Annotated in this window: 14 protein-coding genes; 9 read left to right on the top strand and 5 right to left on the bottom strand. The window is 43.5% G+C overall.

Going from position 1 to position 14,463, the window contains the following annotated elements; translation table 11 throughout:
* Window positions 1–132 precede the first annotated feature (132 nt).
* The 3 genes from groL to Q4561_RS07630 all read right to left on the bottom strand — a co-directional run bounded on the left by groL (window position 133) and on the right by Q4561_RS07630 (window position 2,854).
* Window positions 133–1,773: a chaperonin GroEL gene (gene groL / locus Q4561_RS07640; RefSeq protein WP_303458819.1), complete on the bottom strand. Its 1,641-nt coding sequence runs from the start codon at window positions 1,771–1,773 to the stop codon at window positions 133–135.
* Window positions 1,774–1,813: 40 nt separating this feature from the next.
* Window positions 1,814–2,104 (bottom strand): co-chaperone GroES, encoded by a 291-nt coding sequence (locus Q4561_RS07635; protein WP_013786601.1) that lies wholly within the window; start codon window positions 2,102–2,104, stop codon window positions 1,814–1,816.
* A 219-nt stretch (window positions 2,105–2,323) separates the two neighbouring features.
* The gene (locus Q4561_RS07630; protein WP_303458816.1) at window positions 2,324–2,854 is read right to left on the bottom strand and encodes an FxsA family protein; all 531 of its coding nucleotides are present in this window, start codon (window positions 2,852–2,854) and stop codon (window positions 2,324–2,326) included.
* Between the two features lie 202 nt (window positions 2,855–3,056).
* Between Q4561_RS07630 and Q4561_RS07625 the strand changes: the two genes are divergently transcribed.
* The 7 genes from Q4561_RS07625 (at window position 3,057) to Q4561_RS07595 (ending at window position 10,592) form a co-directional block, all read left to right on the top strand.
* A complete protein-coding gene (locus Q4561_RS07625; protein ID WP_303458813.1) occupies window positions 3,057–4,952 on the top strand; it encodes a protein-disulfide reductase DsbD in 1,896 nt (631 codons plus the stop codon).
* A 49-nt stretch (window positions 4,953–5,001) separates the two neighbouring features.
* A complete protein-coding gene (locus tag Q4561_RS07620; protein ID WP_303458810.1) occupies window positions 5,002–5,817 on the top strand; it encodes a M23 family metallopeptidase in 816 nt (271 codons plus the stop codon).
* Window positions 5,818–6,173: 356 nt separating this feature from the next.
* On the top strand, window positions 6,174–6,614 hold the full coding sequence (aroQ, locus tag Q4561_RS07615; protein ID WP_303458807.1) for a type II 3-dehydroquinate dehydratase: 441 nt from the start codon (window positions 6,174–6,176) through the stop codon (window positions 6,612–6,614).
* Between the two features lie 14 nt (window positions 6,615–6,628).
* Complete coding sequence (accB, locus tag Q4561_RS07610; protein ID WP_303458805.1) at window positions 6,629–7,090, top strand: acetyl-CoA carboxylase biotin carboxyl carrier protein; 462 nt, start codon at window positions 6,629–6,631, stop codon at window positions 7,088–7,090.
* Window positions 7,091–7,104: 14 nt separating this feature from the next.
* Window positions 7,105–8,448 (top strand): acetyl-CoA carboxylase biotin carboxylase subunit, encoded by a 1,344-nt coding sequence (gene accC, locus Q4561_RS07605; protein ID WP_303458801.1) that lies wholly within the window; start codon window positions 7,105–7,107, stop codon window positions 8,446–8,448.
* A 511-nt stretch (window positions 8,449–8,959) separates the two neighbouring features.
* On the top strand, window positions 8,960–9,898 hold the full coding sequence (locus tag Q4561_RS07600; protein WP_303458798.1) for a hypothetical protein: 939 nt from the start codon (window positions 8,960–8,962) through the stop codon (window positions 9,896–9,898).
* Between the two features lie 250 nt (window positions 9,899–10,148).
* Window positions 10,149–10,592: a hypothetical protein gene (locus Q4561_RS07595; protein WP_303458796.1), complete on the top strand. Its 444-nt coding sequence runs from the start codon at window positions 10,149–10,151 to the stop codon at window positions 10,590–10,592.
* Between the two features lie 4 nt (window positions 10,593–10,596).
* Here the strand turns inward: Q4561_RS07595 and Q4561_RS07590 are convergent, their stop codons facing one another.
* Both Q4561_RS07590 and Q4561_RS07585 read right to left on the bottom strand, forming a co-directional pair.
* A complete protein-coding gene (locus Q4561_RS07590; RefSeq protein WP_303459018.1) occupies window positions 10,597–10,887 on the bottom strand; it encodes a TIGR03643 family protein in 291 nt (96 codons plus the stop codon).
* 159 nt (window positions 10,888–11,046) lie between these two features.
* Window positions 11,047–13,179, bottom strand: a complete 2,133-nt coding sequence (locus Q4561_RS07585) for an exonuclease domain-containing protein (RefSeq protein ID WP_303458795.1) — start codon at window positions 13,177–13,179, stop codon at window positions 11,047–11,049.
* A gap of 250 nt (window positions 13,180–13,429) precedes the next feature.
* Between Q4561_RS07585 and Q4561_RS07580 the strand changes: the two genes are divergently transcribed.
* Both Q4561_RS07580 and Q4561_RS07575 read left to right on the top strand, forming a co-directional pair.
* The gene (locus tag Q4561_RS07580) at window positions 13,430–13,621 is read left to right on the top strand and encodes a CPXCG motif-containing cysteine-rich protein (RefSeq protein ID WP_303458793.1); all 192 of its coding nucleotides are present in this window, start codon (window positions 13,430–13,432) and stop codon (window positions 13,619–13,621) included.
* Window positions 13,614–14,330, top strand: a complete 717-nt coding sequence (locus Q4561_RS07575) for a flavin reductase family protein (RefSeq protein ID WP_303458792.1) — start codon at window positions 13,614–13,616, stop codon at window positions 14,328–14,330. Before Q4561_RS07580 ends, Q4561_RS07575 begins: the two co-directional genes overlap by 8 nt.
* The last annotated feature ends 133 nt before the right edge of the window (window positions 14,331–14,463 follow it).

Here is a 14,463-nt window from a genome sequence, read left to right as displayed (position 1 = left end):
TATCGATAGAGTGGGTAAGTTACTAAATAGCTTACTTTTTTACGTATAAACAAGAAACCCTCCGAAATGGAGGGTTTCTTTTATATCTAGGTGTTTAAACAAACACCCTTCAAGCAATTAAGCTTGGGTGGCTTACATCATGCCGCCCATACCGCCCATGCCGCCCATATCAGGCATTGCAGGAGCTGCTTCGTCTTGAGGTATGTCTGCAATCATGGCTTCAGTCGTGATCATAAGTGAAGCGATTGATGCTGCGAACTGTAGTGCAGAGCGCGTTACTTTAGTTGGGTCAAGAATACCCATCTCTAGCATGTCGCCGTACGTGTCGTTGCCCGCATTGTAACCGTAGTTACCGTCGCCATTTTTCACTTCGTTAACCACAACAGATGCTTCTGCACCGGCGTTGCTAGCGATTTGACGTAGAGGCGCTTCCATTGCACGTAGAGCAAGCTTAATACCTACAGTTTGGTCTTCGTTTTCGCCAGTTAGGCTAGCAAGCTTAGCTGCTGCACGAACTAGCGCAACACCACCACCAGGTACTACGCCTTCTTCAACCGCGGCGCGAGTTGCATGAAGTGCATCTTCAACGCGGTCTTTCTTCTCTTTCATTTCTACTTCGGTAGCTGCACCAACTTTAATTACTGCAACACCGCCAGAAAGCTTAGCTAAACGCTCTTGAAGCTTTTCTTTGTCGTAGTCTGAAGAAGAGTCTTCAATCTGACCTTTAATTTGACCACAACGGCCTTCAATTGCTTCTTCGTCGCCGTTACCATCAACAATAGTAGTATTGTCTTTATTGATAACTACGCGCTTAGCAGTACCAAGGTCTTCTAGCTCTACTTTTTCAAGGTCTAGACCAATCTCTTCAGAGATAACCGTACCACCAGTAAGAATAGCGATGTCTTGAAGCATTGCTTTACGACGGTCACCAAAGCCAGGTGCTTTAACAGCAGCAACTTTAACAATACCGCGCATGTTGTTAACTACTAGAGTAGCTAGGGCTTCGCCTTCAACATCTTCAGCAATAATCATCAGTGGCTTACCTGCTTTTGCTACGCCTTCAAGGGTAGGAAGCAACTCACGGATGTTAGAAATTTTCTTATCAACCAATAGGATGAAAGGGCTGTCTAGTTCAACAGTACCGTTCTCTTGGTTGTTAATGAAGTAAGGAGATAGGTAACCGCGGTCGAACTGCATACCTTCAACAACGTCTAATTCGTTTTGAAGTGCTTGACCTTCTTCAACGGTAATTACGCCTTCTTTACCTACTTTTTCCATTGCTTGAGCAATGATGTCGCCAACTTCTGAATCAGAGTTTGCAGAGATAGTACCAACCTGAGCAATTGACTTGCTGTCAGCACAATCAGTAGATAGGGCTTTAAGCTCTTCAACCGCAGCAAGTACTGCTTTGTCGATACCGCGCTTAAGATCCATTGGGTTCATGCCTGCAGCAACAGACTTGTGACCTTCAGTTACGATAGCTTGTGCAAGCACGGTAGCAGTAGTAGTACCGTCACCCGCTTCGTCATTCGCTTTAGACGCTACTTCTTTAACCATCTGTGCGCCCATGTTCTCAAACTTGTCTTCAAGTTCGATTTCTTTCGCTACAGATACACCATCTTTAGTGATGGTAGGAGCGCCGAAAGACTTATCTAGTACTACGTTACGGCCTTTAGGACCTAGTGTAACTTTCACTGCGTTTGCCAGCGTGTTTACGCCTTTAAGCATTTTTGTACGAGCGTCGTTACCAAAACGTACTTCTTTAGCTGCCATGATTAAATTCCTCTCTTAATTCGTTTAACGTTAGTTGTAATTACTCAACAATCGCAAGAATGTCGCTTTCGCTTAGGATCAGAACTTCTTCACCATCCAGCTTTTCAGTTTTAACGCCGTAGCCTTCGCTAAAAATAACGGTGTCGCCAACTTTAACGTCTAGCGCTTTAACATCACCATTTTCTAGGATGCGACCATTACCTACAGCGATGATTTCACCACGTGTAGATTTTTCTGCTGCTGAACCAGTCAGAACGATACCGCCTGCAGATTTACTTTCTTGCTCTGCGCGTTTAAGAATTACGCGGTCGTGTAAAGGACGAATTGCCATTTTCAAGTCTCCTGAAAATTTCACTATTCAAGTTAATGATTGTCGACAACCAATTGTTTGGATGTCGTATGCTTGGGTTGCTCGTTACCGAGCAGTTAAAATCGTGTCTGCGAGGATAAATGGGGGAGTCGCCATACAAGTTCAAGGGTTTTTGAGCAAAAAAATGTAAAAAAATTGATTTTAATGCTCAAAGCTTGCACTTAAGGCCAAAAGTACAGATTACTTAAGGCGTTTATCTGGGTCATTTTTGGTTTTATCTGAAAATTCACCTTCAAATACGTCACCGCTATCTGAGCTATCCGGTTGACCGGACTGTTGCTGATTAAATGGGTTTTCAAAAGGATTATACTGTGCGCCGCCGGGTTGTTGATTAAACCCGCCAGCTTGCGTAACCACTCTTAGTTTCATGTGCTTACTTAGCTGTGAAGCAATAGCGTGGCGTGAACCTGGTAACGCAAACATAAAACCAAGTATGTCAGTAATAATACCGGGCGTTACTAATAGTATGCCGGCTACCACCAGCATAAGCCCTTCTACCATTTCTTTACCTGGCAGCTCATTGCGTTGCATTTTTGCTTGTGCGGTTTGTAATGTCGCTATACCTTCGCGCTTAACAAAATAAGCGCCAATGAATGCCGTTAAAATAACCAGCCCAATAGTATTCCAGCCGCCAATGATACCGCCCACATGCACCAACAGGGCAATTTCTACGATGGGCAATATGGCAAACAATATAAATAAAAACCGCACAACGTTTCCTCTTTCATGTACTCATAGAATAGTATTGGGGTAAAGACCGTAATAACAAGCAAAGGTGCAATGCTTTAGGTTAAGTGGCAAACTAAAGCGACCATTGGTAGCTTTGTTAAACTGCGTTTGTGAAAGAATAGCGTATGCATTTAGGTCTTACCTTTTTATAGGCCAATAGCTTTAGGATAAAGAAAGTCGTTTTATGAAGTACTTCAGCCGTTTATTTTCTTTTGTTGTATGTTGTCTATTTGCTGCATCGCTTGCGCTGCCTAGCTATGCGCAAACTTCTATAGAGCCATCTGCAAAGCCTTTATCTCAGCCTTTAGAGCAACCCTTATCTCAGCCATCGAGTCAGAGCATAGGTGGTTTCGACGATGTATTCAGTAACCAAGAAGAATTTTTAAAAGTAGATCAAGCCTTTGTATTCGACTTTAATCAGGCAGACGACACCTTAAGCCTTACCTTTACTATTGCCGACGGTTATTACCTTTATAAAAAGCAATTCAAGTTGGTGGCTAAGCAAGCCACCATTGGCGAACCTAGTTTTCCACAGGGCGTAATCATTGAAGATGAATACTTTGGTGAGTCGGAAGTATTTTACAACGAAGTCACCTTAACCGTTCCTATTACCCAAGCTACCGACGACGGCATAGTAAAAATACGCTATCAGGGCTGTGCCGATGCTGGGCTGTGTTATGCACCTACTATTAAAACCGTATATTTAACCGCCATTGCGGATACGGCCATTGTCGGCACGAACTCAACAACGTTAGATACTGAAAGCCCTTCACAAGATATTCAAGGCACTTCACAAGCCTCTCAATATTCGCTAGCCGATAAGTTGATTAGTAAAGAAAACCTTGCCCTTACCTTAGTACTATTTTTTGTACTAGGTATTGGCCTAGCGTTTACCCCCTGCGTATTTCCGATGTACCCCATAGTGTCGGGTATTGTGATTGGCCAAGGCAAACAGACTAAAACCAGCAACGCGTTTTGGCTTACATTTATTTATGTACAAGGTATGGCCATTACCTACTCTATACTGGGATTAATAGTGGCCTCGGCGGGAATGCAGTTTCAAGCGGCGCTTCAACATCCGCTCATTCTGGGTATTTTCATTAGCATCTTCGTATTGCTGGCTCTGGCTATGTTTGGCCGCTATGAGCTTCAACTTCCCGCAAAATGGCAAACTCGCTTAACGAATTTAAGTAACAACCAAACACCAGGCAGCATGGCGGGTGTTTTCGCCATGGGTGCGCTGTCGGGGCTAATCGCTTCACCGTGTACCACTGCGCCGTTAACCGGTATTTTATTGTTTATTGCACAAAGCGGTGACTTAACCCTAGGCTTCGTTTCACTTTATGTATTAAGCGTTGGTATGGGCGTGCCGCTAATTATATTTGGCATCACCGGCTCTAAATTGCTACCCAAAGCGGGTCAATGGATGAACGTGGTAAAAGTATCGTTTGGATTTATGATGCTGTCGGTGGCCATTGTTTTTGTGGAACGTTTATGGCCAAAAGCATGGCCTAGCGATTACATTAACTTGCTGTGGGCAGCCCTAGGCTTAGGGGCGTTTGGCTATTACTTTGTGGTAAACGAAGCTAGCAAAAAGGGTATTGCGAAGTACGTACGGACTTTAGTTATTACCGCCGGTCTATTTGCCAGTGCATTATTGGCTTACAACACCCTTATTTCATCTGAAAACACTGCCTCGGAGCATAATCCACTTACCCACCCAGAGTTTATCCTAGTTGAAGATGTAGATGATTTACGCCTGCACGTTGCCGCAGCTAATGCAGAAGGCAAAACTGTGATGGTAGATTTGTATGCCGACTGGTGCGTAGCTTGTAAAGAGTTTGAAAAATACACTTTTCCTGATCCTAACGTGGTGAAGGCGCTTAATAATACCGTGTGGGTGCAGATAGACTTAACCGATACGTCTGCTACCAACTCAGCCTTTCAAGAAAAGTTTTCTATTCTTGGACTGCCGACCATTTTATTTTTCGATAAAAACGGCAATGAACTAACGCAATCTCGGGTAACTGGCTTTATGAAAGCGCCTGCTTTTGCTGAACATGTAGAGAATACCTTTTAACGTTATTATTGGTGGGTCACTAGGCTTCATCGTAAATGGAGGTTGAGCTATGCCCCTAATGACTCAGTTTTCACTTGCGCTGTTTTTCGTTTTTGTGTGTTGTGCTCCGCTGTCTGCGCTATTAGCGCAAGAGACCATGAAGCAAAACCAAACCATACAAGCGCCTGGCTGTTTTGATGCCAACCGGTTTTGTATCAGCATTTCGCCACCCACCAATGGCAACTATGAAGTCTATGCTCAGCGAAAGGTGCCCTTACCCCTTGTGCTTACCCTGTCGGCAAATGGACTTATACCAAATTCAACATCAAACGTATTTTTAAACGATGACACTCCTGTATTGATGGGTGCCATAAAGAACCCTCGGCGGTTTTGGCATTCTATGAAAGTAAGCTGGACTTCAGGGGTGCTGAATGCTGTGCACAATGATGAAGTGATATATATGCCGCCACTGCGCCCCGCGGCCAAATACCGTGTTGTACAAGGTTTTGGTGGAGGCTATAGCCATACGGGTGCTTCTCGTTATGCGTTAGACTTTGCCGCACCGGTAGGTACTCCCGTTTATGCTGCTCGCCATGGTGTGGTAATAGATACGAAAGATGATGGCAAGAGAGGCGGTCCTTCTAAACAATTTGCTAAGCACGCGAATTTCGTTGCCATATTGCATGACGACGGCACAACCGGTGAATATTATCACTTAAAGTATAACGGCGTGGTTGTTGAACGAGAGCAGCAGGTAAAAGCTGGAGAGCTTATTGGCTACTCTGGCAATACAGGGTTTTCATCCCTGCCCCATTTGCACTTCGCCGTATATAAGGCGAAGTACGAAGGAATGTATATGTCGGTGCCGTTTGAATTAAAAGACTGAACCCGCTATTGATTGAAAGCCCCCACTAACATTGCTTAAACATTATTTTGGAAATTTTCGGTCTTTCAAGCTTATTTTCGCGCAGTTTACTGGCTTTTACGTCTTTCGACCAGAAACATAACAAAGCCCTTATATACCCCGACACATCTAGTATATAGCTTACCTTGGAAAGAGAACTTTGCGCCGAAAACACCTGATTAGACCAGTATTTTGCTGCGAAAACTTTCACTCGCACTATAATCACTCTCTAATTAAGTAAACGAACGGATTTATTGTCTTTTTTTCGTGCAACTGTCATGTAATTTTGTTGAAATGGCGAATACATTGATTTTTTCCCGAAGATAGCAGCAACTTTAATGAATATTTTGTTACTGAACGGCCCTAACCTAAATATGTTAGGTCAACGTGAACCCGATAAATATGGCACGCAAACGTTACAGGATATCGTCGATAACCTGAGCGCGCAGGCCGCGTCGTCTAATGTCACCCTTACTCATTTCCAGTCGAATGCAGAATACGCACTTATCGACCGCATTCATCAATCTATGGGTACTATCGACGCAATCATTATTAATCCCGCTGCTTTCACACATACAAGCGTTGCGCTTCGCGATGCATTGTTAAGTGTCAATATCCCGTTTATTGAAGTACATCTGTCGAATGTTCATGCCCGTGAATCATTCCGACATCACTCATATTTCTCAGATGTTGCGGCTGGCGTCATAGTTGGCCTTGGTGCCATTGGCTATTCATTAGCCCTGACCGCCGCCATCAATTTACCGCAATCAAAAAATTAACGTAGAGACTGAACATGGATATTAGAAAAATCAAAAAACTCATCGAATTAGTGGAAGAGTCTGGCATTGCCGAACTTGAGATCACTGAAGGCGAAGAGTCTGTTCGAATTCACCGTGGACCTACTGGTGTTCAAGCGCCAATGAACTACAGTTTTGCGGCCCCTGCTCATGCAGCGCCGGCACCTGCTGCCCCTGTAGCAGCGGCAGAACCTGCACCAGCGGCAGCGTCTACTGTACCTGATGGCCATGTGGTTAAGTCACCAATGGTAGGTACTTTCTACCGCGCATCGTCACCAACGGCGAAGCCATTTGCTGAAGTAGGCCAAACAGTAAATGCTGGCGATACGCTTTGCATTATTGAAGCTATGAAGATGATGAACCAAATTGAATCAGACAAATCTGGTGTGGTTAAAGCAATACTGGTAGATAACCAAGACCCAGTAGAGTTTGACCAACCTATGTTTATCATTGAATAAGCGGGCGGCGTACTATGCTAGATAAAGTACTCATTGCAAACCGTGGTGAAATTGCCCTTCGGATTTTGCGTGCCTGTAAAGAACTAGGCATCAAAACCGTTGCGGTACACTCCACGGCAGACAAAAACTTAAAGCACGTGTTGTTAGCAGACGAGTCGATTTGTATCGGCAAAGCCTCGGCAACCGAAAGCTATTTGAATATTCCTCGCATTATTGCAGCGGCGGAAGTCACTAATTCCATTGCTATTCACCCAGGTTACGGCTTTTTAGCAGAAAACGCCGACTTTGCTGAAGCAGTTGAAAAGAGTGGCTTTATTTTCATTGGCCCTAAAGCCGACACCATCAACCTTATGGGCGATAAAGTGTCTGCAATTAGTGCAATGAAAAAAGCGGGCGTACCTTGTGTACCAGGCTCAGACGGCCCACTTACTGGCGACAATGACAAGAACAAAGCCATTGCTAAACGTATTGGTTATCCCATTATTGTTAAGGCAGCTGGAGGTGGTGGTGGTCGCGGTATGCGCGTGGTTCGTAGCGAAGCCGAACTCATCAGTGCAATTGAAACCACACAGGCAGAAGCCGGTGCGGCATTTGGTAACGCGACTGTGTACATGGAAAAATTCTTAGAAAATCCACGTCACGTAGAAATTCAAATTTTAGCCGATGGCCAAGGCAATGCTATTCACTTAGGCGAGCGTGACTGCTCTATGCAGCGTCGCCACCAAAAGGTAGTAGAAGAAGCTCCTGCTCCAGGTATTTCTGAGCAAATGCGTACTAAAATTGGTGATCGTTGCCGTAGAGCATGCATTGAAATCAATTACCGCGGCGCAGGTACGTTCGAGTTCTTGTATGAAAACGGCGAGTTTTACTTCATTGAAATGAATACCCGTATTCAGGTTGAGCATCCAGTATCTGAAATGATCACCGGTGTTGACTTAATTAAAGAACAACTGCGTATTGCAGCAGGTCAGCCTTTGTCTATCGATCAATCGCAAATTCAAATTCGTGGCCATGCTATTGAATGCCGAATTAACGCTGAAGATCCTAAAACCTTTATCCCAAGCCCAGGCACTATTGATATTTTCCACTCGCCAGGCGGTTTAGGTATTCGTTGGGAATCTCACATTTATGCTGGCTATACGGTACCGCCTTTCTACGATTCCATGATTGGTAAATTGATTACCTTTGGTGAAAGTCGTGACGAAGCTATTGCCAGAATGCGCCATGCGTTAGATGAGTTGGTCATTGAAGGAATAAAAACTAATATTCCTTTGCAACGCTCTATTATGGCCGATGAAAACTTCTTTGCTGGTGGTACAAACATCCACTACCTTGAAAAGAAACTAGGTATGGCTTAATTGCTAAACTAAAATTCGGTGCCGTACTTTGTGCGGCGCTGAGTTTATCCCTCTAATCCACTTTTAAACTTACACCCTCTTTTTCAGTATCTCCCCTTTTTATTACTCTCTTCCAGTGCATTTATATATGCGCTTTTGTTCATCTGAATCAGTGCGCTGAATCTGTATGCCGCCCCCCTTATGCCAAAGAAACCGTAACTGCCTTTACACTGCTATTACTCAGCATAGTTCATTCTAATTTTACGATTAGAACAATCATATTTTAAGGTTTTTCAAATAAGGGCTACAGGCATATACTGAATTCAGTTTCCTAGCCCTCCCTGCTATTGAAACTTTAGTTGTGTTTTATGTGTTTACCCTCATTGGAGTCCACCTCCAATCTTTAGCCGGCGCCTTTCGTCGGCTTTTTTTTGTCCTTATTTTCTTCATTTATTTTTACCCAAGTTACCCTTTTTTTTCGTATAAGTTTAATAGAATTAATATGCGCGAAAATGATTTGGACTCTACTTGAATGAAATGGGCTGAAAGCACGGCAATATTTGGTGCTCTTTTACTTTTTGTATCTACGAACGCGGTAGGCGACGGCTTAAGCTTTTCACAAAAGCTTGATATGCAATTTCGTTTTGATGAACGCTCTGATAGAGATCATAGAAGCCAGTATAGAATGCGCTATTACCCTTCACTTTCCCTTTCTTCTGACGATGCTTGGTCGTTAAATAGTTTTGTAGTAACCGGGGACTCTTTTGCTTCAAGTCACAATACCTTTGGCAGCGACACTTCAGACTACCTTTACGCTCGACGACTATTTTTACGTTATGACTATTCTAATGGCAAAATAGAAGCAGGGGTAATACCTACATACAAAGGTCGCGTTTCCTCTTCTGGCTTATCTAAAGATGGCTGGATTAAAGGCATGCGAAGTGTTTATGCTTTGCAAGACGACAGTGAACTAGAACTGGTTATTGGCGAACTTGATAATACCAATGCCGATAGTGCATTTGAAAGCTTCCAACAGCTTAATTATGTTGAATTAGAATACTCGGCCAAAATGGGGCAAACCCATAGCTACGAGGTAAGTGTAGAGCGTATGACCGAAAGTAACTTTATTCGGGGTGAATACCGCTGGCAGTACTCACAAGCCAATACGCTTTTTGTTGAATCTGTGCAGCAGCTATCGTCCTCTGCTTCAAAATTTGTCATCGGTTTAAGCGGAAACGCCAGTTTGCTGGGTTATCCTGTCTCTTATTTTTCTCATTATTCTTATGTCAGTGAAGGTTTTGGACCTAGGGCAGAATTAACAGAAGATTTTTTGGGGACGGGGCACGGTGCTTCAGCAGAAATCAGCGGTGATATAACTCTAGTAGATGACACCGAATGGTTCATTCGTGCCGATGTAGTAGACAGTGTCAGCAGGTTACTGGCGGGTATAAAGGTGTCATTTCAGCAATAAAAAAAGGCCCATCAAAATGATGGGCCAAACAGCAAGAACGCGTATGCACTTAACAGTGCGTCTAATTATACGTGTGACAGACTATTGCCAGTTCATCTTTATCCATTACGTTTTTTTAATTAAAAGTACCGCTATTGGCGCTTCGGTTTACTAAGTTAACTGACTAAAGTATGGTAGTGTTTACTAACACTGAGGCTATCTACTAGCATTATTTTTTAAATCTTTGCCACATAGGTAAAAAGGTTACAAGGTGCCCAAACGCTACGAAGAACTAAAATCTCTACTTCCTGTTTCACGCCTGTCTATCGACGTATTGCTTGCCCTACGTGTGCTTTACGACAAGCCCGAAAACGAAGTGAAATTAGAACAAGAAATTGAAGAGCTTTCACACGAGCCTAGCAAGCTAGAACTAGAATACCGTTCTGAATGGGAAGCGTATGTGTTGCGTGAATTGGTATTAGATTTGAAGCAGAATACCCAACGTAGCCCTGCTATTTTTATCGACTCGGTGTTAAGTCGCATCGAAAGCCTCAAAGAAAGCTGCCCTTACTATAAAGTTTATAGACAACAAATTTCAGAAGCTACGCCAGCGGACGACACCACTACGGCGCTATTCCCCATTCCGTGGCGACAGCAGCTTATGATGTTGTTACTGCCGGTCACTACCGTGAAGCCATTGAAACCAGCGGAATAGTAGGTTACTTATTCGCACTCTTGGGTTTGTATTGAGAAGGACAATATCCTCTTTCCACACCAGCAGGACGTAAAATTTTATGTTTAGTTTTCCGTCCTGACACTCGTTCCCGCCAATTTTTAAAGGTTTTATGCTTTAGATTCTGACGCATTAACTTGATGACCTCTTTCTCAGGCAATCCATATAAGTTTTCGATGGCCTCGAATGGCGTTCTATCTTCCCACGCCATTTCAATTACGCGAGATTGTTCAACCTCGGTAAGCCGCCCTTTTGTCTGACGTTCTAAGGGATACATCTCTGTTGGATACTCTTTTGACGCGCGTTTTTTTGAAGGACGCTCTTCGTTATGTTGCTCTTCGATATATTGCATGCTGCTGGCTCTTGTTATTTAACACTACTTCTACGCCAATATAGAAAAAATGTTCACCTTACCTAGCCTTATGTAACCTTACATTTATTTAATCGTTTCGACAGACATCGTTAGAATGATATCAAGTAAAGCAGCGGCCGCTTTTGCGTCGGAGAGCGCTCGGTGATGTTGATCCATCTTAATATCAAAATGCCGAGTAAGATTCGCTAAGGAGTACGATGGTAACCCAGGATTAACCCTTCGCATTTCTCTTACCGTACAAAGCTTAGGTCTTTTGAACGGTAGCTCTAACCGTGCGAATTCATGCTTAATAAAGCCATAGTCAAAATTAACATTGTGGGCCACAAATACGGCCTCATCGGTGAAGTTGGCAATACGTGCTGCCACCTCTACAAACAGCGGCGCATCAGCCACCATATCATCCGAAATACCAGTAAGACGTGTGATGGTAGCCGGAATTCTTCGCTGCGGATTAATTAAGGTTTGGTAGGTATCCACCACCTCGCCTGCAACAATTTTTACCATGCCTATTTCGGTAATTCGATTGTAACTGTTGTTGCCCCCTGTGGTTTCAATATCAACCACCACGTAAGGCTGGTTTGGATCACGATGCCAATTTACCGTAGTAACGGCAACATCAAACCCTGCTCGCTGCAAACGCTGAATAGACACCAGTTGGTTGCGTCTTAACTGATCTCCTGGCGCTTTCACTTCTTCAAAACGTAATTTTTCATCGAATACCATAATGTCAGGGAAGCCGTCGCTTAAAGAGGCAAAATCTTCACTCATCATACGTAGAAGGCTAACAATAGCGCTTAGGTCACCGTGTTTAATGAGTGCATCGATAGGTTCTAACAGATGGCTACTCCACATGAATAAGCTATTCACTTTTCCATAGTGTGCGGTCGCCATTTTGTGAACGTGGTGACGAAACTTATCTTTGCTATCTAACCGTTCAAATAAGGCTTCAATACTGCTACCAAAACGGGCATAAAAGTTGTTTTGCTTCAGTGATAATGGTCGTCTATCAAACTCAGTGACTAAGGTATCTTCCTCATACAACTGTGCCCAAAAGGTCAGCCCAAACAGGCTGCGCCATAATCGGTTTTCTGTACGCCACCCCGCAATTCCCAAGCGTTTATAGTGAGCTAAAACGCCGCGTTCTACTTGTTGATTCTGACTAACGTCAATATCAATAGTACGGCTGGCATTTCTGAGCATATCGGTCACCGCACTGGTGCGCTTTTTATGGTACTTCCTAGCGTAAAAATCTTCTGCGAACGCCAGCAATGTATCGGATGGCGGTGAGTCGATAATAAGTTCTAGCGCTTCTTTAACATTGTCCACATTGCCGTCTTTATAGCTCTCTCTAATCCATTTTTCTTTCGCTTTGTCGCTATCGGCGCTAGACAATAAAAGAAGGGCCTGCTCTCGATACTCTGCCAATAGCTTCAACGCCAACGCATAGAGAAATTGATCGCGATAGAACATAGCCGATACCCCATCACTATTGGGGAAAGCCTCTTGGGCCAATGTATTGGCTTGCGAAATAGAGAGGAAGGGAAGCTTTTCTATATGATTAGCAAAGAACCATGCCGCTTCAGCATCGGCTTTGCTGTCAAAACGGGTAGTATCTGATACCGAATCTCCGCGAGTACGCATTACCCCTAAGTCACGCATAGAGAATTGATTCAGCCTACCCTTGGTATTACCAAAATAGAGAAATAATAAGAATTTTAGTGGCGCATCAAACAAACAGACCAGATAAGTATGCTCACTTAAGCCTTGTGGCCAGCCATGCTGATTAATACTTGCTTCCAAACGCGATACCAGTACAGGTTTGGTTAATGAAGCCAAACCTTGGGTAGCGCCATATTCACTGAGCAGTTTTAAAATAGCGTCTTTGGTGAGAACCCCTGCAATATCTTGCAATGAAGCATGCTGCAAGTCGCCAAACCAGTTGGCATCCACCAACTCATCAATTTGATACTGAGGGTTGGCAATTTCTGCGTAGCTAAACTGCGACCTATCAATAACTGCATACTTGCGATTAGCCGCACGCACTACAATGCATTGCTTGTCGTCATCTAGCTGTTTGAAGCTTTCTATAAACCTGTTGGCTTCATCACTTAATAACGCAGCATTCGCCCCTTCAAAGAACGCTAAAAACTCAAAAAAATGGGCTAAATAATATCGCGGTGGTAAATCTTTTCGCATAACTGAACCAAGCTAATTCATACCCAAACAAGTGTATATTTATACAGCCCCTTTATTCAACCTTTTCTCTTTTTATTTAATCCAAGCCCTTTGGGGCCCTTCAAGCTTATTTAAGCCTCTTAGCGTCACTGAAAGGCCACGCGAAGTCAGTTAGGGGCTACCATAATTTTGCTGACTACACTGACAGTCAATCCAGTTTCCTACTTTACTCGTAATGATTGTTACTACTACATTCACGTACGAGGAATACATGAGCTTAACTCGATCGATGGAATTCTCTTGCCCATACTGCATGGCCGCCAATGATGTAGAAATTGATGAGATTAACGATGTTGGCCAAGTGCAGGTATTAGATTGCCAAGTATGTTGCCAACCTATTGAACTTGAGGTTTACCAACAAGGTGAAGATTTGAGTATTGTTGCGGAGCAGGAAAATGCCTAGTAGCGGTACCCATTTTTCTTTACAGGATATTGAAGCACTGCCCGAGCGCTATCGGGCTAATTTTATTAATAGCTTGTCTGGATTTAAATCTGCAAGTTTATTGGGCAGCACAGATGGCCGCTCCAATAACCTCGCCATCATAAGCTCTGTGGTGCATGTTGGTGCTAACCCGCCTTTGTTAGGCATCATTATGCGTCCGCATACCGTACAGCGTGATTCTCTTTCAAACATAAAGCAGCAAGGGAATTTCACTTTAAACCATGTGCACACCAGTTGGACAGACAAAGCCCATCAAACATCGGCGCGATACGAAAATGGTGTGAGTGAGTTTGAAGAGGTTGGCTTAACCCCTTGGTTTAGTGACACGTTCAGCGCGCCTTATGTTAAAGAAAGCGCAGTAAATATTGGGCTAAAAGTAGAGCAGCACTTCACCTTGTGTAATCAAACCGAAATGGTAATAGGCGAAATTCAAGAAGTGTTTATTAAGGGAAGTAATATTTCCGAACGTGCTGTTTCGGGAAATCGTATTACAGTAAACGGCGCTTCAGGGTTTAGCGCTGTAGAAAGTGTTATAGCCGAAAATGGGTTTGTTGATGAAAATGGCTATGTCGATATTGAATCGTTACATACCGCATGCGTATCGGGGTTAGATAGCTATCATAGTACTCAAAAGATAGCCCAATATCCGTATGCAAAGCCTAAAACCTGATAGCAAAACTTGATAGAGAGTCTCCCATAACGAATACGCCCTTAGCGAATAAGTCTTTAATGAATGGCTTATTAACTAATGCGGTATTCATTAAAAAATATTTCATAATTTGCGTCTGGTACTAGAATCAAGC

It is taken from the genome of Alteromonas sp. 1_MG-2023, from assembly GCF_030547075.1.
GTDB lineage: Bacteria > Pseudomonadota > Gammaproteobacteria > Enterobacterales > Alteromonadaceae > Alteromonas.
The sequence above is the reverse complement of the archived record's forward strand: the minus strand, read 5'-3'. Positions and strand labels throughout refer to the sequence as shown.